General features: G+C 70.7%; 16 protein-coding genes. 6 read left to right on the plus strand and 10 right to left on the minus strand.

Features of this window, described 5'->3' with window-relative positions; translation table 11 throughout:
* Positions 1–146 precede the first annotated feature (146 nt).
* Positions 147–2,753 (plus strand): PA14 domain-containing protein, encoded by a 2,607-nt coding sequence (locus tag ABT137_RS35730; RefSeq protein WP_351715292.1) that lies wholly within the window; start codon positions 147–149, stop codon positions 2,751–2,753.
* 395 nt (positions 2,754–3,148) lie between these two features.
* Here ABT137_RS35730 and ABT137_RS35735 read toward each other — a convergent pair whose 3' ends face one another.
* The 4 genes from ABT137_RS35735 to ABT137_RS35750 form a co-directional block, all read right to left on the minus strand.
* Positions 3,149–3,769 carry a TetR/AcrR family transcriptional regulator gene (locus ABT137_RS35735; protein ID WP_351715293.1) on the minus strand — a complete coding sequence of 207 codons (621 nt, stop codon included), beginning with the start codon at positions 3,767–3,769 and terminating at the stop codon, positions 3,149–3,151.
* Between the two features lie 60 nt (positions 3,770–3,829).
* The gene (locus tag ABT137_RS35740) at positions 3,830–4,162 is read right to left on the minus strand and encodes a nuclear transport factor 2 family protein (RefSeq protein ID WP_351715294.1); all 333 of its coding nucleotides are present in this window, start codon (positions 4,160–4,162) and stop codon (positions 3,830–3,832) included.
* A 74-nt stretch (positions 4,163–4,236) separates the two neighbouring features.
* Positions 4,237–5,136, minus strand: coding sequence for an SDR family oxidoreductase (locus tag ABT137_RS35745; protein WP_351715295.1), 900 nt, complete (start codon positions 5,134–5,136; stop codon positions 4,237–4,239).
* 60 nt (positions 5,137–5,196) lie between these two features.
* Positions 5,197–5,937 carry an SDR family oxidoreductase gene (locus tag ABT137_RS35750; protein WP_351715296.1) on the minus strand — a complete coding sequence of 247 codons (741 nt, stop codon included), beginning with the start codon at positions 5,935–5,937 and terminating at the stop codon, positions 5,197–5,199.
* Between the two features lie 351 nt (positions 5,938–6,288).
* On the opposite strand from ABT137_RS35750, the gene ABT137_RS35755 reads away from it, so the two are divergent.
* A complete protein-coding gene (locus tag ABT137_RS35755) occupies positions 6,289–7,851 on the plus strand; it encodes a phosphodiester glycosidase family protein (protein ID WP_351715297.1) in 1,563 nt (520 codons plus the stop codon).
* A gap of 496 nt (positions 7,852–8,347) precedes the next feature.
* Positions 8,348–8,743, plus strand: coding sequence for a peptidoglycan-binding domain-containing protein (locus tag ABT137_RS35760; protein WP_351715298.1), 396 nt, complete (start codon positions 8,348–8,350; stop codon positions 8,741–8,743).
* A gap of 59 nt (positions 8,744–8,802) precedes the next feature.
* Here the strand turns inward: ABT137_RS35760 and ABT137_RS35765 are convergent, their stop codons facing one another.
* Complete coding sequence (locus tag ABT137_RS35765) at positions 8,803–9,288, minus strand: CYTH domain-containing protein (RefSeq protein WP_351715299.1); 486 nt, start codon at positions 9,286–9,288, stop codon at positions 8,803–8,805.
* A 256-nt stretch (positions 9,289–9,544) separates the two neighbouring features.
* On the opposite strand from ABT137_RS35765, the gene ABT137_RS35770 reads away from it, so the two are divergent.
* Both ABT137_RS35770 and ABT137_RS35775 read left to right on the plus strand, forming a co-directional pair.
* The gene (locus tag ABT137_RS35770; protein WP_351715300.1) at positions 9,545–11,047 is read left to right on the plus strand and encodes an FG-GAP and VCBS repeat-containing protein; all 1,503 of its coding nucleotides are present in this window, start codon (positions 9,545–9,547) and stop codon (positions 11,045–11,047) included.
* Positions 11,048–11,296: 249 nt separating this feature from the next.
* Entirely contained in the window at positions 11,297–11,452 is a 156-nt protein-coding gene (locus ABT137_RS35775) for a hypothetical protein (RefSeq protein ID WP_351715301.1), read from the plus strand.
* 90 nt (positions 11,453–11,542) lie between these two features.
* Here ABT137_RS35775 and ABT137_RS35780 read toward each other — a convergent pair whose 3' ends face one another.
* From ABT137_RS35780 to ABT137_RS35800, 5 genes are all read right to left on the minus strand, one after another.
* Complete coding sequence (locus ABT137_RS35780; protein WP_351715302.1) at positions 11,543–15,817, minus strand: discoidin domain-containing protein; 4,275 nt, start codon at positions 15,815–15,817, stop codon at positions 11,543–11,545.
* Between the two features lie 743 nt (positions 15,818–16,560).
* Complete coding sequence (locus ABT137_RS35785) at positions 16,561–16,776, minus strand: DUF4177 domain-containing protein (RefSeq protein WP_089106991.1); 216 nt, start codon at positions 16,774–16,776, stop codon at positions 16,561–16,563.
* 108 nt (positions 16,777–16,884) lie between these two features.
* Complete coding sequence (locus ABT137_RS35790) at positions 16,885–17,388, minus strand: DUF1203 domain-containing protein (protein WP_351715303.1); 504 nt, start codon at positions 17,386–17,388, stop codon at positions 16,885–16,887.
* Between the two features lie 589 nt (positions 17,389–17,977).
* Positions 17,978–18,517, minus strand: coding sequence for an MFS transporter (locus ABT137_RS35795; protein WP_351715304.1), 540 nt, complete (start codon positions 18,515–18,517; stop codon positions 17,978–17,980).
* A complete protein-coding gene (locus ABT137_RS35800; protein WP_351715305.1) occupies positions 18,514–19,116 on the minus strand; it encodes a winged helix-turn-helix domain-containing protein in 603 nt (200 codons plus the stop codon). Before ABT137_RS35800 ends, ABT137_RS35795 begins: the two co-directional genes overlap by 4 nt.
* Positions 19,117–19,327: 211 nt before the next feature.
* On the opposite strand from ABT137_RS35800, the gene ABT137_RS35805 reads away from it, so the two are divergent.
* Positions 19,328–21,469 carry an ATP-binding SpoIIE family protein phosphatase gene (locus ABT137_RS35805; RefSeq protein ID WP_351715306.1) on the plus strand — a complete coding sequence of 714 codons (2,142 nt, stop codon included), beginning with the start codon at positions 19,328–19,330 and terminating at the stop codon, positions 21,467–21,469.
* The last annotated feature ends 37 nt before the right edge of the window (positions 21,470–21,506 follow it).

The following is a 21,506-nucleotide window of genomic DNA, read 5'->3' on the forward strand; positions in this document are numbered from 1 at the left end:
AGCGTCGATGAGTGCCCCGCGCCCCGGGGATTGTCATGTCCCTGGACACAGGCCGAGAGCCGTGCTCTCATGCCAACTGCCGTTCCTTCCAACGTTGTACAGACAGAAGCAACGAGCCGCCACCCTTCCTCACCCAAGGAGGATTCGTGCGCATCAGACCTCTCGGGCAACGCCTCGCCCTGCTGCTCGCCGCGGCACTGGGCCTGGCCGGCCTCACCGCGGCACCCGCCGCCACCGCGGCCGACGATCCCGTGGAAGTCCACGGCCTCAAGGGCGACTACTACACCCAGTCCGCCCCCGGCGCCTTCGACTTCCACGAGCTCAAAGCCACCGGGTTCGACCCGAACCTCGACTTCGACACCCTGGAGCCGCGTCTGAACTTCGCCACCGGTCAGTCGGACGACGTCAGCGTCCGCTGGACCGGGAAGATCGTCCCGGAGAAGACCGGCCCCACCACCTTCTCGATCATCGGCGACAACGGCTTCCGGCTGTGGGTGGACGGGCAACTGGTCATCGACCACTGGGTGGACGACTGGGATCGTGAACAGACGGGCCAGCCGGTCGAGTTGACGGCGGGCAAGGCCTACGACATCAAGGTCGAGTACTTCGAGCACTACGGCGGCTCCAACCTCCACCTGCGCTGGACCCCGCCCGGCGGCACCAAGACAGCCGTACCGCAGTCCGCGTTCCGCCTGCCCGACGGCTTCGACTACGACGGAGCCGTCTCCACCGCCGTCCAGGCGAGCGGCCGTACCCTCGCCCTCGATTTCGCGCGGCCGCTCGGCGCGCCGCCGGCCGGTCTCGGCGAGCACCTGAACGCCGTGATCGGGGGCGCCACCTGGCCCCTGGGCGATGCCCGACTGGACTCCGCCGACCCCCGGAAGCTGCTGATCACACTGAAGGAGCCCGTCGTCGGCAACAAGACCGGCACCGCGTCGGGTCTCGCCGACGTGCGCTACGACGGTCAAGGCGGCCTGGCCGGCACGGATGGCAACGTTGTCCACTCCTTCTGGAGCAGCGGTGCCAACAGGTCGACGTACGAGTTGCGCACCAAGTGGGCCGACCAGGTCGGGCCGGGCAACGCCCACCCCGAGTACCCGAGGCCCCAACTCACGCGCCGTGACTGGCAGAACCTCAACGGCACCTGGCAGTTCGCCGCCGCCACGGCAGGAGAACAGCCGCCCGTGGGCAAGAAGCTCGCCGAGAAGATCCTCGTCCCCTACCCCGTCGAGTCACAGCTGTCCGGGCTGGAACGGCACGAGGACCGCATGTGGTACCGGCGTACCTTCACCGTCCCGGCCGGCTGGAAGATCGGCTCCGGCAAGCGGCTGCAGCTGAACTTCGGCGCGGTCGACTGGCGGGCGGAGGTGTACGTCAACGGCACCAAGGTGACCGAACACCAGGGCGGGTACGACAAGTTCAGCGCCGACATCACCGACGCGCTGAAGCCCGGCCGCACCCAGGAGCTGATCGTCGGCGTCTACGACCCCACCGACGCCGCCGACGGCGAGAACCCGCCGGTCGGCAAGCAGCGCCTGGACCCGAGCGGCATCTGGTACACGCCGACCTCCGGTATCTGGCAGACGGTGTGGATGGAGCCGGTGGCCGCCGACCACGTCGACCGGCTCAAGCTCACCCCGGACGTCGACGCCGGCACTCTCACCGTCGAGCCGCAGGGCGTCCGCGACGGACTGCCGGTCACGGCGACGGCCTACGAGGGCAAGCACAAGGTGGCCACGGTCACCGGGCGCAGCGGCGAGCCTCTGACCCTGCGCATCCGGAACCCGCGTCTGTGGTCGCCCGACGACCCGTACCTCTACGACCTGAAGGTGAGCGTCGGAGCCGACCGCGTCGGCAGCTACTTCGGGATGCGGTCGGTCAAGGTGGAGAAGGTGAACGGCGTTCCGCGCACCCTCCTCAACGGCAAGCCGGTCTTCATGATGGCCACGCTGGACCAGGGCTTCTGGCCGGACGGCCTGTACACCGCCCCGACGGACGAGGCGCTCGCCTACGACCTGAAGATGCACAAGAGCATGGGCTTCAACGCGGTGCGCAAGCACATCAAGGTCGAGCCCGACCGCTGGTTCTACTGGGCCGACCGGCTCGGACTGATGGTGTGGCAGGACATGCCCGCGATGACGGCCGGGGTGAACCCGTCCGCGCAGGCGCGCGCCGAGTACGAGCGCGAGATGAAGCAGATGATCGACGAGCACTACAGCAGCCCGTCGGTCGTCATGTGGGTCACCTTCAACGAGGGCTGGGGCCAGTACGACATGGCCCGCATCGCCGACCAGGCCAAGTCCTGGGACCCGACCCGGCTGGTCAACTCCATGTCCGGGCTCAACCTCGGCGAGGACGGCGGCACCGGCGACATCATGGACGAACACGGCTATCCCAGTCCGGCCCTGCCGCCCCACCCCGACGGCCGACGTGCCCTGGTCAGCGGCGAGTACGGCGGCCTCGGCCTCGCGGTACCGGGACACGCCTGGTCCGTGCAGCAGTCGTACGTCGACGTCGACCCGGCGACCTACACCGACGACTACCTGGCCAAGCTCGCCGAGGTCCACGCGCTGGCCTGCCAGGGCGGCAACGGCGCGGTGTACACCCAGATCTCGGACGTCGAGGGTGAGCTCAACGGCCTGCTGACGTACGACCGCAGGGTCGTCAAGCCCGACGTCCAGCGGCTCAGGACGGCCCAGCAGGCGCTGATCTCGGACGCCTCACGGGCCACTCCGGCCGGGTGCGCTCCCTGACGCCCGCCCGGAGTCGGCGAACGCCTCCCCGGGCCGCGCCAAGTCTCCTGCGCCGACCATGAAAAGGGTGCGGTCCGCCACCGTACGGGCGACGGCGGACCGCACGCCCGACGTCGCCACCGGGTTCATCACCGCACTGCTCGCCGGTCCGTGCTGTCATGCCGATTGGTCTCTACCTTCCAACGTTGAAATGCCCCAGCCGCCCCGGTGATCAGCCCGCGGGTCCTGGTCCCTTCACGTCCGGATCGTGCCAGCAGGCTCCCCCATGCCCCTGAACCGCAGACACCTCGTCGCCGGCGCGGTCACCGCACGCGGCTGGCCGCAGCTCCGACTTCAGCACCATCCACTGCGGCCTGCCCGCCCGATCCTCGGCGGCGCTGATTGACATCACCGGACTACCTCGGGCGGACTCCGTCCAGCACGTTGTTCACGAGTCCGACGACGAAGTCGTCGGTGACGGGTTCGTCGGGGATGAGCAGCCGGTGGTAGACGGCGCCCCAGAGCTGGTCGACGAGAATCTGCACGTCGATGTCGGTGCGGATCTGGCCGAGTTCCTGGGCTCGGTGGAGACGTTCTCCCGCCAGCCGGCGCCGCTGCGACGAGTACAGCTTCCGGTAGGCGGTGGCCAGGTCCTGGTCCGTCTGTGACTCGCCGATGAGCTCGGCCAGGATGCGCCCTCCCGGGGTCTGGGTCATGACCTGGGCGAAGGCGCGGAGCTGGGCGAGCAGGTCGGCGCGGATGTCCCCGGTGTCGGGGAAGGCGAGCGTGTCCTCGACGGCGTGGAAGTAGCCGTCGAGGGCGAGCGCGCCTCTGGAGGGCCACCATTTGTAGAGGGTGGTCTTGCTGACGCCCGATGCCCGGGCGACGCGTTCGAAGGTGAGGTCGGCGATGCCTTCGCCGAGCAGCAGTTCCCCGACGGTGTGCAGGACGTCCGCCCGCACCTCGTCCGCGGGCCGGCGCCCCCGGCCGCGACCGCTGCCCTCCCCGGCGGTGGGTCGGTTCGTATCGTGCGCCATGTGTGCTCCTGCTCGGTTGCCGGGAGGCGGGTCGGTTTCTGTGTCAGGTCACGCGCGGTGTCACGGAGCGATCCGCAGGCTCGCGATCAGCCCGTCGTGCAGGCGGAAGGTCATGGGGCCGGTGCCGTTGTAGCCGTTGCCGGTCACGGTCAGGGTCGCGACATAGGTGTCGGACGACGCGCCGGGCTCGATCGCGTCGAGCGTGAGATGCGCCTGTACGCCGATGTTGTCGGTCCGGTCCCAGGCGCGCACGCCGTCGCGGCCGCGGTACTCGCGGCCCCAGTCGTCGAGCTCGGCGTCATGGGTGAACGCGGCGGCGAACGCCTCGGCGTCGCCGCGGTTGGTCGCCTCGACGAAGGTCTGGATGGCTGCGGGGATTTCGATGTTGCTCATGGTAAATGTCTCCACCGTGAGTGGCCCCGGGACGCACGGTCTGACGTCCCTCTTGCCGTCCCGGGCCAGGGGTTTCAGCTCTGGACGGTGAGCAGGTCGGCAAGGCCGATGCGGGTGAGGAAGCAGAGGCGGATACGGTCGGCGGTCTCGGAGACCTCCTCGGATCCGTCGTCGGCGGGGTCGACGTGCACGCGGTAGGGGCGCTTTCCGGCGGGCAGGGCGACGATGCGGGCGATCTCCTCGGAGACGAGCGACGCGGGCGCGTCCTCGGGGGCGAGGGCGGCGAGCTTTGTCGCCATCTGGTCCATGAGGCCGGGGTACCGGCTCTCGTACTCGGCCTCGACGGCGGTGTCGTCGGGGTGGCCGGAGTGAGCGAAGTGGTTGGTGCCGCTGGTGAACGAGCCGGGGACGACGATCGAGGTCTCCACGCCCCAGCGGGCGAGTTCGCCGGCGTAGGACACCGCGAGGGAATCCATGGCGGCCTTGGCCGCGAAGTAGGGGGCGAGGTAGGGCGGGGTACCGCCTTTGACGCTGGTGCTGGACACCCAGAGCACCAGTCCTCGCCGGCGTCGGCGCATGCCCGGCAGCACGGCGCGGTTGACGCGCTGGGTGGACAGGACGTTCACGTTGTAGAGCTCGGCGAGCTGGTCGGGGGTGAAGGCTTCGGCCGGCCCGGTCACCATGTGCCCGGCGTTGTGGATCAGCACGTCGACGCGGCCGTGCTCGGCTTCGATCTGTGCGACGGCGGTGTCGACCGAGAGCTGGGAGTTCACGTCGAGCTCGATGGACCGCAGGTCGACGTGGTGCTCGTCGGCGTAGTGGGCGGCGGCCCGGACCTGGGGCGCGTTGCGGCCGGTGGTCTGGCGCATGCCGGCGTAGACGGTGTGGCCGGCGTCCGCCAGCGCACGGGCGGTGAGTGCTCCGAAACCGCTGGAGGCGCCGGTGATGACGACGACGTTGCCGGTGGTGGACATGGACGTGGTTCCTTTCCGCGATGACAGTGCAGGGGCGGGGCGGTGCGGGTGCGGCGGGGGTCAGGCGAGTCCGCCGTTGGCGTAGAGGACCTGTCCGTTGACCCAGCGGGCGGGACCGGCCAGGAACGAGACGACCTCGGCGATGTCCTCGGGCCCGCCGAGCCGCTCCAGCGGGGTCGCCTTGGCGAAGTTCGCGATGGTGGCGTCGTCCTTGCCGTCCAGGAACAGCGGTGTGGCGGTGGGGCCGGGCGCGACGGCGTTGACGGTGACGTCCCGGCCGCGCAGCTCACGGGCCAGGATGAGGGTCAGGCCCTCGACGGCGGCCTTGCTGGCGACGTAGGCGCCGTAGCCGGGCAGTTGGGTGCGGACCACCGAGGTCGAGACGTTGACGATCGCGCCACCCGGGCGGACCCTGCGTGCCGCCTGCTGGGAGACGACGAAGGTGCCGCGGATGTTCGTGCGGTGCATCCGGTCCAGGTCGGCGAGGTCGAACGTCGCGATCGGGGACAGGATCATGATGCCGGCGGTGTTCACGACCACGTCGATGCCGCCGAAGGCCGACTCGACCGCGTCGAAGGCCGCGCTCATCGCACTCTCGTCGGCGACGTCGCCGCCCACTGCCAGGGCCCTGCCGCCGGCGGCGGTGATCGCGGCCACGGTGTCCTCGGCCCTGGCCTTGTTTCCCGCGTACTGCACGGCGACCGCGAAACCGTCCTCGGCGAGCCGCTCGGCCGCGACGCGGCCGATGCCGCCCGAGCCTCCGGTGACCAGTGCGACACGGTCGGTGGTGGGGGTGCTCATGGGGGTCTCCCTTTCAGATGCGCACAAATGAACGACGCGTTCATATAACCATGAAATGAACGTGCCGTCCATATCTGAGGGCGAGTCCTTCCAGGGCCACGTACGCACCGTGGCGCGCCACCCGAACCCACCAAGGACATGAGGGTGTGTCGGATGTCGTACAGGCTTTTCCACCAGGTGTCCGCCGCTTCACGCAGGGGTCTTGGAGTCGGCCTGGGATGGCGGGGCGGTGCGGGTATGACGGGTGGCGCCGCACACGTCGAGTCGTACGTCGGGAGAGGCATGTCTGTGAGAGCCGGGACGTTCGGGCGCGCGGTACGGGGTGGGCGCCGGAGGGCGGGACGGGGTTTCGTGCTGGGGACCGTGCTGGCCCTGGTCGCGTTCGTTCCGCCGGCCGGCGCGAGCACGCGGACCGGGGACGCCGCCGCGGATGCCGTCGCGTGGACCACTCGGTACGTGGCGCCCGGGGTCGAGGTCCGTACCGGGGTGCTCAGTGACCCGCGGGCCGCCGGTGCCTGGACGGTCACCGTCCAGGCTCCGGCCGTCAACCGCCTGACGGGTGCCGCCACCTGGGCCCCGCTGGGTGACCGCGGCTGGGCCGACACCACCGCCGGGCAGTTGCGGGCCGCCGGGTTCGCACCGCGCGTCGAGCAGGTGACCTGGGACCAGTACGCCGACACGCCGCACGGCACGATGGGCTGGCAGGTCAGGGTCGGCGAGTACGCCACGCAGGCCGAGGCGGGAACGCTGGGCTCGGCGATGTCGGCCGCCGGTTTCCGAACCTCCGTCGATTGGACGGGCTACGACGGACGCCGGCCCGCCGACGCGGAACGCGTCCACGTCGCCGTCGTCGACCCGGCCCGGCTGCGCGGCACGATCGAGGTGAGTGACGGCGGGGACGCCGCCGACCGTGAGAAGACCTCGACGGTGGCCGCCCGCCTGGGCTCCCTGGTCGGCGTCAACGGCGGATTCTTCGTCACCTCCGACGCGGACGGCGCCCAGGGCACCTCGGCCGGACTGTCCGTGGTGCGCGGCGAGTTGCAGTCCATGGCGGCCGGTTCCCGTGCCGCGCTGATCCTCGCCGACGGCGGACGGCACGTCCGGGTCGCGGACCTGTCCACCACCGTGACCGTCCGTTCCGGCTCCGCCGTCCACGCGGTGCAAGGCATCAACCGGGTCCCGGGCAAGGTGCGCAACTGCGGCCGCCCCGGCGCCGTACCCACCGAGCTCCCCCGCCAGGACGTCACCTGCTCGCTCGCGGACGACCTGGTGAGGTTCACCTCCGAGTTCGGGGCACCCCTGCCGACCGGCACCGGCGTCCAGGTGGTCCTCGACCGGCACGGTGTCGTCGTCTCCCAAGGCGACCGCGGCGGCTCCGTGCCCGCCGGCGGCTCGGTCCTCCAGGGCACCGGGGCCGCAGCCGCCTGGCTCGCCGAACACGCCGCGACGGGCCGCCGGCTGGAACTGCGGGAGACGGTCCGGGACGCCTCGGGCAGGCAGGTCCGGCTCGGCCCCGACGACAGCGTCGTCAGCGCCGCCCCGACCCTGGTCGAGGACGGCCGCGTCCACATCGACGCCACCGCCGAGGGCACGCTCGACCCGCTCGACCTCTCCTTCGGGTTCGCCTGGTCCAACGTGCGCCAGCCGCGCACCCTGGCCGGCGTCGACGGTCGCGGGCGGCTGCTCCTCGTCACCGTCGACGGCCGGCAGCCCGGTGTCAGCGAAGGCTTCACGCTCGCCGAGGCCGCCCGGTTCATGCGCTCACTCGGCGCGGTACAGGCGCTCAACCTGGACGGCGGCGGCTCCACCGCCATGGCCGTCGGTGGCAGCCTCGTCAACGTCACGTCCGACGCCACCGGCGAGCGTGCCGTCGGCGACACGGTCCAGGTCCTGCCGCGCGCCGGACGGGACTGACCACCCGCGCGCGGCACCGGCGAGGCGCCGCGTCCCCGGGATCGCGTTGAGCTTCGGACCGTCCCCTGCCGAGCCCCCCCGGGGGGAGGCGTCCTCGGCGGCGGTGAGGAGTTCGCCGCCCGTCTGCTCGGTCCCGACCGTACGTACGAGCGCGACCATACAGACCGAGCGGGAGCAGAGGCGCGCGGCTCCACAGAACGTGACACGGCGGCGGTGACGGCGTACGCGCGCTGCTTCGGGATCACGCCCGGTGAGCTGGGTCCACGCCCACAGGGAGGTGGCCGCCTGTCGGCGACGGTCTGCTCCGCGCGCCACCCCCCACGCCCTATAGCTCTATGTGGTCGATCAGTCACTCTTGGTGTGCACGCGTTTGAGGCGGCCCGCTGCGGGCCGCCCTGCCACGCACGTTGAGGCCCCTCTTCCGGGCGTCATCTCGTCCGGTGAGGACGGCGGCTCGACCGCGCGGCCCAGTACCGGTCACCACCGAAGGAGCATCATGCACATCACACGAGGTCTCACCGCCGCGATCGCCGCCCTCGTACTGGCCGGCGCTGCCACCGTCGCCGCCGCGGCTCCTGCTCCCGCGAGGACGCCGCCCGCCGCCACTGCCCTGCTCCGGGCCGCGGCCCCCTCCGCGCTGGCCGATCCGGCCTTCTGCGGCTTCGACTCCCGGCTCACGCCTCCCACGATCCGCGAGGGCGCTGCCGGGGACACGGTGAGTGAGGCCCAGTGCTTGCTCCAGCTCTGGGGCTTCTACGTGGGCCCGAGGGGAGTCGACGGCGTCTTCGGCCCCCTCACCACCAGTGCCGCCAAGGCATTCCAGACCAGTCGCGGCCTGCCCGCCGACGGCATCATCGGCCCGAACACGTGGACCAGGCTGCGCAACGGGTGAGCCCGCCGCGAAGGGGGCCGTAGGGAGGACGACCGGCAGAGTTCGGGCGACTTCGGCTGCTAGCGAGTCGCCGGGGGGAGCCCGTACTCGGCCAGCCACTGGAGCAGATCGTGGCGAGAGGTCTCGACGAGGCGGCCTCCGGTGAAGCGGGTGTCGTCGGTCACCTCTGCCACGCACTCTGGAGGGGGCACGAAGCGCTGTGCCTCCTCGTCGGTCGTGAACTCGCCCTCCGCCAGGACCAGGCCCCGCAGCGGGCCGTCGAAGACGTCAACACCCAGGGGCGGCACGCTGAAACGCGTCTTGGACAGTACCGCAGCCGGCAGTGAGGCGAGCAGTTCGTACTCGGTCGGCGACAAGTACGTATTCGTGATCAGTCCCTGAACCGCGCCCGGCCGGGCGATCGGTACCTTCTGGGTGAGCTTGAGCTCGCAGCCACCGTCCGGCCGCTCGGCGCGGCGCAGACGCAGACGCGTTCCCACCAGATAGCGGTCGGTGATCATCCGGGTGACCGTCACCGTGGCGGGTTCCGGTGCTTCGGCCAGCAAGAACCGTCTCTCCCGTTCGACGCGCGCGTACTTTCCCGGGTGAACCGTCCCGCCTTGAAGCCCGCCGGCCTTGTCCCTCATGAAGCCAGCTTCTCAGCTGGTTCCGCTCCAGACTCCTGCCCGGGGGGTGGACGGCCTCGCACAACCCTTCGGCTCGCCGGCAGGTCCCACAGTCGGCGGCGGGCGGCGGGGCTCCGCGGCCCGGTGCCGTCCGTGTCCGTGTCCGGCCTCGCAGTGAGATCCCGGGAGCCTCACCGTGCGCCAGAACAGACCCTCCGCCACCCGCAGGCCGCGCCGCACCGCCGGCGTCGCCGCCGCGACCCTGCTGCTGACCGTCGGCGCCACCATCACGGCGACGGCCCCGCCCGCCGACGCCGCCCCCGCGCCCATCACGCACGACGACTTCAACAACGACGGCTACCGCGACCTCGTGGTCTCGGCCCCCGGCGGAACCGTCAGCGGGAAGAAGGGCGCCGGCTACGTCGCCGTCCTGTACGGCTCCGCGAGCGGCCTGTCCCTCGCGCACCGGGCGACGTTCAGCATGAGCACCCCCGGTGTGGTGGGCCTCGCCCGGACCGGCGACCACTTCGGGCAGGCCACGGCCACCGCCGACCTCGACCGGGACGGCTACGACGACCTGATCGTCGGCACCCCCGGCACGGACATCGGTGCGGCCGTCGACGCGGGCTCGGCCACCGTCCTGTTCGGATCATCCACCGGGCTGCGCGCCACCGGCAGCAGGGGGCTGCAGGAGATCCTCCCGGTGGCGGGCAACCGGTTCGGGGCCGCCCTGGCCGCCGGCTGGTTCAAGGTGGACGACTCGTCGGTGGCCATCCTGTCCAAGGACACCCTGTGGTCCTTCGGCTTCGAGGTCGTCTCCGACGGCCGCCGGATGGAGACGGACTACACCTCCCTGTCCAGGTTCGTGCCCTCGGACTTCCATCCCACCGCCCTCACCATGGGCGACTACAACAAGGACCGCGCGGACGACCTCGTCATCCTCGGGAGCGGGACGTTCGACAAGGCCGGCGTGTACGGCCGGGCCATGTACGTGTCGGGCGGACGTGGCGGGTGGGCGGACCGCTACGAACTGACCGGCGGCGGCCAGGTCGGCGCCTCGGGGGACGTGAACAAGGACGGCTACACCGACGTCGTCGTCGGCACTCCCGACGACCGGGACTCCCAGGGCCACCTGACCACCCCCGGCGGGTTCTTCGTCCACTTCGGCGGACCGTCCGGGCCGGGCAGCCCGGAGGGCGGATACAACCGTCAGTACTGGACGCAGAACTCGCCGGGCGTCCCGGGCGTCAACAAGCCCGCCGACCGCTTCGGCGCCGCACTCAGCGTCCGGGACGTCGACGGCGACGGATACGACGACGTGGCGATCGGCGCACCGGGCAACGACATCGGCCGCGCCGTCGACGCCGGCAGCGTCTGGGTCATGCGCGGTTCTGCGTCCGGCCTGACCACGAAGGACATCCGTGTGCTCAGCCAGAGCCCACGCGCCGTCCCTGGAAGCCCGGAACGCGGTGACCAGTTCGGCGCCGCGGTACGGCTCATCGACGCCGACCGCGACAAGAGGGCCGGCCTGATCGTCGGCGCTCCCGGCGAGGACAGCGACAACGGCGGAGTGTGGGTGTTCCCCTCCGCCGGCAGCGGGCCCTCTCTCAACCGCTCATGGTCCTTCAACGGCGGCACACTGCACGCCCCCGACCCCGACGCCCGTTTCGGCCAGACCCTTGCCCCGCACGGCCGCTGACAGCAGCCCCGCCGGGCACCGGCAGCCGTCCACACCGTAGTCGGGTCGCGGATGTTCGCTGCCACCTGGGCGTCCCGTCCACTGCGCGGTCGGCACGGGCGGGGCGACAAGCCGGCTGAAGACGAGTCCGGGCCCACCCGCTACGGGGGAAAGCGGTGGGCCCGGACTCGCTCAGACTCCCACGCCGACGCGCTCGGCGCACGGCATTCGCCGCCTTCGGCCGCGCTCGCGTGCAGACCGCCTGGTCGGGTGCGGTCAGGGTGGCCGGCCGTCGACCTCTTCGTCCACACGCACATCGCCGAACCCGACGCCGTCGACGCCGGGCGGCTGGAGAGGGAACACGTCGCGATGCTCACGCGCTGCCTCACGGCGGCACCGAGCCGTGCGCCCGGCTCGGCGACGTGACCGCGCCAGCGCTCTGTCACGGTGGTGCCGGACACGGCAGGAAGGGGCGTCCCCGCCGGGACGCCCCTTCCCTTCACCGCGCTTCGGGACCTACTCGATGTTGATCTTGAAGGTGCTGGTCGTGTTCTTGATGTCCTGGGCGTTGCCGCTCATCCGCAGGTTGCGGAAGGTGGCCTCGCCGACGGCGGGACCCTGGCCGGGCTCGGGCAGTTCGTTGGCCCAGATCCCGAAGCCGGACTTGGCGTCGAAGGCGTCTCCGCTCTTCTTGGAGTTGGTGATGGAGATGTCGGTGAAGATGGTGTCCTTCACCGGGAACTGCGGCTGGCCGCCGACGTAGTTGGTCTGGAACATGACGCCTCCGTAGGTGGAGTCGTCGATGTCGACGTCGTTGACCCTGATGCCCTGGAAGACCTTCGAGGCGGAGAACGCCCAGATGGCGGGGAAGACCTGGGAGCCCCAGAAGTGGCCGCCCGTTCTGTCCAGGGAGACGTTCTCGATCGTCGTGGGATCGGTGCCGAAGCCGTTCATCGGGTAGCCGAAGTCCAGCGAGGAGATCGTGATGCCGGAGTAGACGAGGGTGTCGGCGACGCGGATGTTGCGGAAGGTGTTGTCGTAGCCGCCGTAGACGGCGATGCCGGCCGCGCGCCAGGTGAGGGTGGACGTCAGGTTCTCGTAGAGGTTGTTCTTCTCGTCGGCGCCGCCGGCGTCGATGGCCGAGAAGAGGGCGAAGCTGTCGTCGCCCGTGGCGCGTGCGTCGTTGTTGACGACGTGGTTGTCCGTGGAGCCGTTCGTCATGTTGATGCCGTCGGCGAACGTGTCACGGATGCGGGAGTTCGAGATGGTCATGTTGTCGGTGTTGGCGCCCCAGTAGAGGCACACCATGTGCTCGGCCCAGATGTTGTCGATGGTGATGTTCGAGACGTTGGAGAAGTCGAACACCTTGCCCGGGCCGTCGATCCGGGACGTGTAGTTGCCGAAGTAGGCGAACCCGGCGAACGTCGAGCCGTTGGCCGTGGACTCGGCCCGGAAGCCGATGTCGGTGTTCTCCTGCGAGGAAGGGGCGTGGAAGCGGGTGAACCAGGGCCCGGCTCCGACGACCTTGACCGCCTTGCCGTAGACCTGGAACTTGCTGGAGGTGTCGTAGTCACCGGCGGGCAGGTAGACGCCGACGAGCTTGCCCGTGGTGTCCATGCGGACCTTGTCGAGGGCGTTCTGCACGTCCTGCTGCGTGAAGCCGGCCGGGACCGTGTAGGCGGCCGGGTCCGGGTTCGGGATCTCCGTGGCCTGTTCGGTGTTGATGAAGTCGATGGCGTAGTAGGCGGAGGTGTTGGCGGCGTCCTTCTGGAGGCGGATCTTGGAGCCGGCCGGGACGGTCTTGCCGAGCAGCAGGTTCGCCTCGTCGTAGATGTGGCGCTGGGCACCGGAGCTGGGCGAGTTGCCGGGCGCGGTCTCGCTGCCGTAGAGCCAGGCGTACTTCGAGGTGAGGTCGATCGCCTTGAGGAACTGCCCGTCCACGTAGACGTCGAGGGTGGCGTTGGTGCCGTCCGGGATCGCGAAGCGGGTGACCAGCGTGTTGGTCGCGGCGCGGGTCGTCCACTCGACGTACTGGCCGGTGGCGTCGAGGGTGACCGCCTTGCGGCCGCTCGCCTCGCCGGCGAGGTCGCCGATGGTGCGGTTGGGGCCGACGACCTTGGCACCGCCGCCGACCGTGCCGTCCTCGGCCTCGTACATGTCGTACGGCATGTCGGCGCCGCGGCCGACGAACAGGTTCTGTGTGGTGGTGTTGTTGGTGCGCTTGACCGGCAGTTCGTTGGTGTCGTCGGCGATGACCGTCTTGACGGTGTACTTGCCGTTGACGGCCGTCCAGGAGCCGAGGCTGATCGGTGCGGTCGTCTGCCCGGAGGCGATGGTGCCGTTGTAGGAGCCGCTGAGCGTCTTGACGGTGGCGCCGTTGGCGTCCTGGACGGTCAGCGTGACGCCGTGGGCGCCGGACGCGGAGTCCACCGTCCCCTGGTTCTTGAGGGCGACGGTGAAGGCGACGTTGTCACCGGCCGAGGCGCTGGAAGGCGTCCAGGCGACCGGTGCTGCCACCAGGTCGGAGCTGGAGACGGGCTTGACGACGAGGGCGTCGGAGCGGGTGAAGGTGTTGTTGCCCTCGTTCTGCTCGATGACCTTGTTCGACGGGTCGACCTCGGCGCCGAGCGGGTAGCTGCCCGCGTCACGGGTGCCGATGCTCGCGGTGACCGTCGCGGAGTCGCCCGCCGCGAGGGCGGGAACGTCGGCCGTGGCGGCCTTGGTGCCGCCGAGCGTGAAGTTCAGGTCGGTGGCCTTGGACGCCTTGCTGCCGCTGTTGGTGACGGTCGCGGAGAGGGTGATGGCGTCCGACTCGACGGGAGCCGCAGGTGAGTTGGTGATGCCGGTGACCTTGAGGTCCGGGTTGGCGGCCGGGGTACCGATCACCTGGAGCTCGCCCACCTGGCCGCCCGGGGCGCCGGTGTTGGAGGCGAACTTGAGCTGGATGTCGGCGGCGGCGCCGGAGACGGGGATGGTCACGGTGTTCCCGGTGGCCGGGTTGAACGTGTAGTCCTTCGCCGCGACGAGGCTGGTGAAGGACGTCGCGTCCTGGTCGCGGCCGAGCACCTGGATGTTCTGGGTGCGGGTGGACCAGGCCGGGTCCGGGTTGAGCTTGACGACGACCTGGCTGAGGTCGGCGTTGGCGCCCAGCTTGGTGGTGAGGGTGGCCGGGTAGGCGCCGCCGCCGCTCTCCCAGTAGGTGCCGATCTGACCGTCGTTGGCGTTCGCCGCGACGTAGGTGAAGGTGTACGAGGAGGCCTCGATGGGCTTGCCCTGGGCGAGGTCTGAGCCGCCACCGGATCCGGGCCGGGTGACGCTGTTGCTCGCCACCGACACGTTCCCGGCGGCGTCCTTCGCCTTCACGTAGTAGGTGACCGAGGCCGTCGCCGACGGGGTGTCGGTGTACGTCGTCACGTCGCCCGCCACGGTCTTGACGAGCTGGTCGTTGGCGTAGACGTCGTACCCGGTGACCGCCACGTTGTCGCTCGACGCCTGCCAGGTGAGCTTCACGTCGCTGCCGGACTGCGTATAGGCGAGGTTGCCGGGCGCCGTCGGGGCCTGCGTGTCGCCGCTCGCTCCCTTGCGGGTGACGCTGTTGCTGTTGGCGGAGACGTTGCCCGCCGCGTCCTTCGCCCGCACGAAGTACGTGATGTCGGTACCGGCCGGCTGGGTGTCGGTGTAGGTCAGGACGTTCCCCGCGACGCTCGCCCGCAACTGGCCGTTGGCGTAGACGTCGTACCCGGTCACGCCGGTGTCGTCGGTGGCCGCGCTCCAGGTCAGCTTGATCTGCCCGGTGGCCGGCTCGGTGTAGGCCAGGTTGGCCGGCGCGGTGGGTGCCTGGGTGTCGCCGGTGGCCGGTCCGTAGACCTCCAGCTCGGACGCCTGCCCGGCGGGCCAGCCGTCGTTGGCGGTGAACAGCGCCCGCACGTACCGCGTCGTGGTCGCGTCGAAGGAGATCGTCGCCGTCTGGTCGTTGGAGCTGTTGAAGGCGTACGCCTGGGAAGCCGTCAGGTCGGTGAAGTTCTGGTTGTCGGTGGAGCCCTGGATCTTCAGCGTCTGGTTGCGGCTCGGCCAGCCGCTGGGCAGCCGCAGCGTCACCTGGTTCACCTGGACCGAGGAGCCGAGGTCGACCTTGAGCCACTGCGGGAAGGCGTTGTTGGTGCTCTCCCAGTAGGTGTTGCGGTTGCCGTCACCGGCGTTGGCCGCGCCGTAGACGTCAGCGTGCCCGCTCTCGCTGAAGGGCTTGCCCAGGGCGAGGTTCGGGGTCGAGGCGGCGGTCGTGAGGACCTGCAGCTCGGCGAGCTGGGCGGTGCCGGCGACCGAGTTGGCGCTGAAGTCGGCCCGTACGTACCGGGCGAGGGTCGCGGGGAAGGAGACCTTGACCGTGTTGTCGTTGCCCGGGCTGAAGACGTACTGCGCCGTCGACTTGAGCGTGGCGAAGCTCTTGCCGTCGGCGCTGCCCTGGAGTGCCAGCGTCTGCTTGCGGGTCTGCCACTGCTCGGGCAGCCGCAGCACGACCTCGCGGACCCGCTTGGTCCGCCCGAGGTCGGTCTGGACCCACTGGGCCGACTTCTTCCCGGCCTGCCAGTAGGTGTCGGTGTCGCCGTCGGTGACGTTGACGGCCGCGTGCGCGGCGCGGGCACTGCCCGCCGTGGTCTTGGCGTCCGCGGCGGCATTCGGGCCCCCGGCCGCGTGTGCGCCGACGGCCGGCAGGCCCAGAACCATGACGGCGGAGGCGAGCACAGCGGTCGCTGCGCGTCGTCTCCAGGATCTCGGCTTGTGTCGAGTCATGCGGGGTCACTTCCTGCGGAGGCTCGCACGCCGAAGGGGCTGCGAGGGCGGCTCGTTCCTGACGGAGTGGTGCAGAAAGGTGCGGTGCGGAGCAGTGGCGCTACGCGTCGGGACGGCGGGGCCGGCCCGACGGTCATGGGTGATCCCCGAAGGGATCCGAGGGGGAAGCAATGCGCAGACTTTTGCATTGTTTCATCGAAATATTACAGAGCAGAGTGAGCCCGTCTACAGCCAGGACTGCACAAATTTCACCAGAAGCACCCATGCATCAGTGATGGAGACGGCGCATGCGCCGCGTCGGCGACCGGGAGCCGCCCAACGAGCGGGCAGAAAAGGGAACTTCGCTTGAGGATGCGGGGGTCGACTCCTCACGCAAGTCGCACGCCACACTTGCATCCCACAGCGCAAGCGAACGCAAGCAACGCAAGATTTTGCATCACTCTGCGCCGTGCCCTCGACGGTCGGGAGCGGCTCAGAGCTGAAGATGAGGTGCCCCGCACGCCATTTCGCCCGACGGCCGCAGCACTCCCACGCTTGTGTTCCTGTCGGTACGCCCACGGCATCCGACGGTGACCCACGGGGCCTGGACGATCACCACGTCGCCTTTCGGCCACTTGCGGCCGAGTCCCCACTCGCCGTTGGGCACGGGCGAGTCCAGGACGGGGAGGACGGGGAGGACGGCGAACGCCCCCCGGACCTCGGCGGGTCGGGGGGCGTTCGGTCTGCTGCCGGCTGCGATCCGGTCAGCCGCGCGGGCGCTCGAAGGTCAGGAGCAGACCCTCCACGGCTCCGGGACCTATGCGGCCCTTGACGTCGGCGGAGGTGATGGCCTTGAGGGCCCAGCCGTCCTCGGCATGCTTGTTGAGGACCTTCTCCAGCTTGTCGCTGTCCAGGGCGTCGCCGATCAGCGACTCCCGGAAGGTGACGACCTTGTATTCGTAGGCGTAGGCACTGCTCATGACTGCGGGGTCCTCCTGCCGGCAAAGCCGGGTCGGGGTGGAATCGGCCAGGGCCAGCCAATCATCCCCGGGTGCCGTGGCGCAGCGCCGGGCCGCTGTTTTTCTGCTTCAGGGGCGGTCCACGCAGAAGTGGTAGCAGCCGTGTTCGACGGCGCGCACATGTACCTGGGCGGTCTCGGGGTCGGCGAAGGCCTCGGCCAGCGCGTGTGCGAAAGCCGCCTGGGCGTCGTCGGGGAGCTCCAGCAGGCGACCGCCCGTGATGTGCCCTCGGCCGTCGTAGCGGCGCAGGACGCGCAGCGCGCCGGGGCGCGCCCACGGGTAGCCGAGGTGCTCGCCGGCCGGGCCGCCGCAGTCCTCGGCGTGGACGAAGACGGGCCCCTGCTCGTCGTAGGCCCCGGGATCGGTGCCGGTCCGTGCCGCCCAACGGCGCAGCGGAGCGTAGGAGATCAGAGCGATCCGGTCTCCCGCGGTACTGGACCGCAGGCAACAGCGCAGTGGCGCGCCGCCTTCGTCGTCCAGGTACGGGCTTGGCGGCTTGCCGGCGTCATCACGGACACGGAGTTCCTTGAGCACCGTGGCGGGGATGGGGAGGGGTGGGAAGGTGGCGGTCATGGCGTTCAGCGTGGCGCGGGACGACGCGGGTCGCTGGCGGGAATCGGACTCCGCTGTTCGTCCGGCTCGTCCGCCCGTTCGAAACCCTCTACTGGGGCATGTCGTGAAGCCCACTCGTTGAATCCGCCGCCCCCGCGGACGAAGCGGCCGGACGTGGGTGCTGGAGTATCCGGGAGGGCAGTACCCAGGCAAGGCCGAGCAGTGCGCCCACAGTTGCGATCCACAGGGTGGGGCGCAGGCCGATCGTCGAGCCGAGCCAGCCGCCTGCCAGTGCGCCGACAGGGCGGATGCCGTAGTTGAACAGGCGGGCGGCTCCTGCGGCGCGGGATCGCAGGGCGTCGGGGATCAGCGACGCGGTCAGGGATCAGCGACGCGGTCAGGGATCCGCCGGCGATGTCCAGGAGCATGACGCCGAATCCGGAGCCGAACTCCGCCAGCAGCAGGCATGTTGCCGTGACGGGGACGGGGCCTTGAGCCAGAGGGACCAGGGCCAGTGGCGCGGGGAAGGCGAAGAGGCCGAGGAGTGCCGACCGGCCGGTTCCGAGTCCGCGCACGATCCAGCCTGTCAGCAGGGCTCCGATCACCGAGCCTACGGCGCCGCACCCGAGCACGGCGCCCAGGAGGCCTGGGCTGAGACCGAGTTCGGTGGTGGCGTATAGGACATGGCCCGGCTGCCGTTGAGCAGGGAGTTTCCTTCGACGTAGCGTTCGGCGGGCACCAGGGAGACGAACAGCGCGGCGTTGCACACGGCGAACAGCACGCCCAGGGTGCCGACCGTGAACGCGACCGCGTAGAGCTGGCCGAGGCCGAGCAGGCCCAGGGCCCAGGCGACCGGGACCGAGACCAGTGTCAGCGCCCGCCCGAGGTCGGCGGCGATCATGATGTGCCGGCGTCGCCCGCTGCGGTCCGCCCGGACACCGGCGTGTACCGAGAAGAGCGGGCTCGGCAGGAGACCGGCGGCCGTGAGCCACCCCATCTGCGCGGGACCCGCGTCCAGGACCAGGACGGCGAGCAGGGGCAGGGCGATCTGGGTGATCTGGTCGCCGAAGAGCGAGACGGTCGGCCCGGTCCAGTAGCGGCGGAATGCCCGCTCGCGCAACAGGGCGGGTAACCGCCCGGCCGCGCTCACGCGTGCGGTTCTTCCGCCTCGCCCTGCGTCGGCGTACCGAACTCCCGCGCCGGGTGCCCGAAGTGGACGTACGACACGCGGCGGGCTGCGGCAGGGCGCTGTGCCGGGTTCTCGGCCCGGCGGATGTAGGGCTGGAGCAGCTCCCACACCTTCTCGTCGAGTTCCTTGAGCTCGGCGGCGGTCACGAAGATCGTGGCGTCCCCCAGGGGTGCCGCCTCCTGCCAGTCCGCGGGCTCGGTGTGCCGGTTCTCCAGCCACCGGGTCGCCTCGGTGAAGTACCTCTCGACGACCGCGAGGCCGAGCGCGGTGGCGGCTTCCCGCACCTCGGGGTCCGCCGTGTAGCCGGGCCAGGAGGTGGACGAAGCCGTCGCCCGCCAGGGCTTCTCCCGGCCCTGTCCTTCCTGCGTCTGCTCCGCGAGCCCGTATTTGCCCAGCATCCGCAGGTGGTACGAGCAGCCGGCCACCGATTCCCCCGTCAGTTCGGCCGCCCTGGTGGCGGTCATCGCGCCTTCCCTGCGCAGCAGTCCGATGAGCGTCAGACGGAACGGATGGGCGTACGCCCGGAGCGCGCGCGGGTCGGTGAGCTGTCGCCGGTCCATGATGTAAAGATATCTTTCTAAAGAAACCTTTACAATGAGCCGGCGGCGGCATCACTCACTGCTTGTGTTGTTTTGATCACTTTTCTCCCTTCGGTGAGCAGGGTATTTGTGTTACCCATGAGATGTGCGGGAGAGGGTTCTCGGGACCTGCCCGCATGGACTCGGGAAGATCTGCCGGTACGCGCCGGAGTCAGCGAACTGTGTGAGCCGCATGGACCCCACACCCTCCTCTGCCTCGCCGTTCGACACGGTCAGCGGCGCCCTGGGGGACTACATCCCGAAGGGCGGAGCGACGGCGGTGGGCAAGCGGCACGCCTCAGGGGGCGACGGCGAGGCCGAGGGCGGGGAACAGATCCTCGGGGTGGTCGGTCTCGGCCGGGATCTGAGGATCAACGGCTCCAATCTGGACGCCGCCCCGTTCGCGGGGGTGAGTGCCGCGCCGGGGGCCGCCTTCGCCGATCTGCTGCCGCCCGGGGACGTACCGACGGTCACGCAACGGCTGCGGCGGGTCCTCGAGACGCGGGAGGCGCATGTCGCCCGGGTCCAGCGCCTGCGGCGGGACGACGGGACGGAGCTGGTGGTCTCGATGAGTATCCTGCCGGCCGCACCACCGCAGGAGGGCCTGACGGTCTCGCTGATCGCCATGGCCAAGCGGCTGCACCTGTACGCCTCGGCCACCGCGATCGGGACGTCCCTGGACATCGGGGAGACCACGCAGTCGCTGGCCCAGTCCCTGCTGGCCTGGGGGGACGTGGCCGCCGTCAACCTCGACTACGCCGTGTGGACCGGCGAGGCGGTCACCGAGCAGGCGCAGGACCGTATCCGGCTGCGGCGCGCGGCCCTGGTGCCGGACCGGGCCTGGCCCGAGGGTTACCTGACTCCCGGGGACAACCTCCCCCGGGAGGCGAGCCGTCTGCTGGCCGGTGCGGTCATGCGCGACGACGTTCCGCAGGCGGTCGTCTTCCCGGACCGTGCGGCGATCGAGCGGGCACTGGACGATCCGCGGCTGGTGCGCGCCCTGGTGCCCGGCAACCTGCCGGTGAGCGTCGCCTGCATTCCGCTGGTCGTGGAGGGGCTGGAGGGCACGCCGAGGCCCATCGTGCTGGGCGTGACGGAGGTCTGGCGGCGGCCGGAGTGCCGCTTCGGCGAGGGTGAACTGCTCGACCTGCAGGAACTCGTGGCCAAGACCGCCCGGCACGTGGACCTGGCCCGCCAGCACCAGCGTGAGCACGCCCAGGTGCTGGCGTTGCAGCGGCGGCTGCTGCCGCGGGCCGGCAGCGACACCATCGAGGTCGCCAGTGTGTACGAGCCCACCACCCCGGACAGTGCGGGTGTCGGCGGTGACTGGGTGAACAGCTTTCCGCTGCCGGGGGACCGTACCGCGCTGGTGGTCGGTGACGTCGTGGGCCACGGTCTGGGGGCCGCGGCGGCCATGGGCCAGTTGAGCATGGAGGCACGCGCGCTGCTGTCGGCGGGGCTGGGCCCCGGGGAGGTGCTGGAGCGGCTGGACGAGACCGTCACGCTGCTGGACGACACGGACGCGGGCCTCGCGGCCGGATACAGCGCGCTGGGCTCGACGTGCTGCATCGCGGTCTACGATCCGGTCGACCACCGGGTGCTGATCTCCAACGCCGGCCACCTGCCCCCTGTCCTCGTGCATCCCGACGGCACCGCCGAGACCGTCGCGGCGCAGCCGCACCCCGCCCTCGGAGCGGAGTTCGTCGTCCGGGAGCCGTTCGAGGTGCACGAGTTCGCCGCGCCGCCCGGCTCGCTTCTCGTCCTCTACACCGACGGCCTGGTCGAGGATCCGGCGGCCTCGATCGACGACGGCATCGGCCGGCTGACGGACGTGGTGCGCGAGGTGCATCCCTGGGACGATCTGCAGCAGGCCGCGCGTCGCGTGGTCGCCAGGCTGGGCCCGCAGGAACCGCTGCGCGACGACGTCACCCTGCTGCTCGCCCGGATGGCCGGGCGGCGCAGCCGGGACACCGCGACCTGGCGGCTGCCCGCTCGCGACGACACCGCCGCCCGCGCCCGCTCCCTGGCCTCGCCCCTTCTGCGCCGTTGGCACATCGGCGAACAGGCCCGGGACGGCGCGCTGCTGGTGATCAGCGAACTGGTCACCAACGCCGTCCGGTTCGGCACCGGGCCCGTCACGGTGCGGCTGGTGCGGGCCGGAAGCCGGCTGACCTGCGAGGTCGGGGACACCGGCAACGGCCGGCCGCGCCTGCGCCGCGGTGAGCTGCTCGACGACGGCGGGCGGGGTCTGCACGTCGTCCACAAGCTGACCACGCGCTGGGGGGTGCGGTGGACCGACACCGGCAAGGCCGTCTGGGCGGAACTGGAGGGGTAGCGCCCGTGCCGCACCGAGAGCCGGTGCCGCAGCGAGA

The organism is Streptomyces sp. NPDC001980 (assembly GCF_040296885.1).
GTDB lineage: Bacteria > Actinomycetota > Actinomycetes > Streptomycetales > Streptomycetaceae > Streptomyces.

What these genes read in the sequence shown, in the direction of transcription:
- ABT137_RS35760 (WP_351715298.1), top strand. Translation starts at nt 8,348, where the DNA reads ATGCACATCACACGAGGTCTCACCGCCGCGATCGCCGCCCTCGTACTG.
- ABT137_RS35735 (WP_351715293.1), bottom strand. Translation starts at nt 3,769, where the DNA reads ATGGCGCACGATACGAACCGACCCACCGCCGGGGAGGGCAGCGGTCGC.
- ABT137_RS35800 (WP_351715305.1), bottom strand. Translation starts at nt 19,116, where the DNA reads ATGGACCGGCGACAGCTCACCGACCCGCGCGCGCTCCGGGCGTACGCC.
- ABT137_RS35790 (WP_351715303.1), bottom strand. Translation starts at nt 17,388, where the DNA reads ATGACCGCCACCTTCCCACCCCTCCCCATCCCCGCCACGGTGCTCAAG.
- ABT137_RS35780 (WP_351715302.1), bottom strand. Translation starts at nt 15,817, where the DNA reads ATGACTCGACACAAGCCGAGATCCTGGAGACGACGCGCAGCGACCGCT.
- ABT137_RS35805 (WP_351715306.1), top strand. Translation starts at nt 19,328, where the DNA reads ATGGACCCCACACCCTCCTCTGCCTCGCCGTTCGACACGGTCAGCGGC.
- ABT137_RS35745 (WP_351715295.1), bottom strand. Translation starts at nt 5,136, where the DNA reads ATGTCCACCACCGGCAACGTCGTCGTCATCACCGGCGCCTCCAGCGGT.
- ABT137_RS35750 (WP_351715296.1), bottom strand. Translation starts at nt 5,937, where the DNA reads ATGAGCACCCCCACCACCGACCGTGTCGCACTGGTCACCGGAGGCTCG.
- ABT137_RS35740 (WP_351715294.1), bottom strand. Translation starts at nt 4,162, where the DNA reads ATGAGCAACATCGAAATCCCCGCAGCCATCCAGACCTTCGTCGAGGCG.
- ABT137_RS35785 (WP_089106991.1), bottom strand. Translation starts at nt 16,776, where the DNA reads ATGAGCAGTGCCTACGCCTACGAATACAAGGTCGTCACCTTCCGGGAG.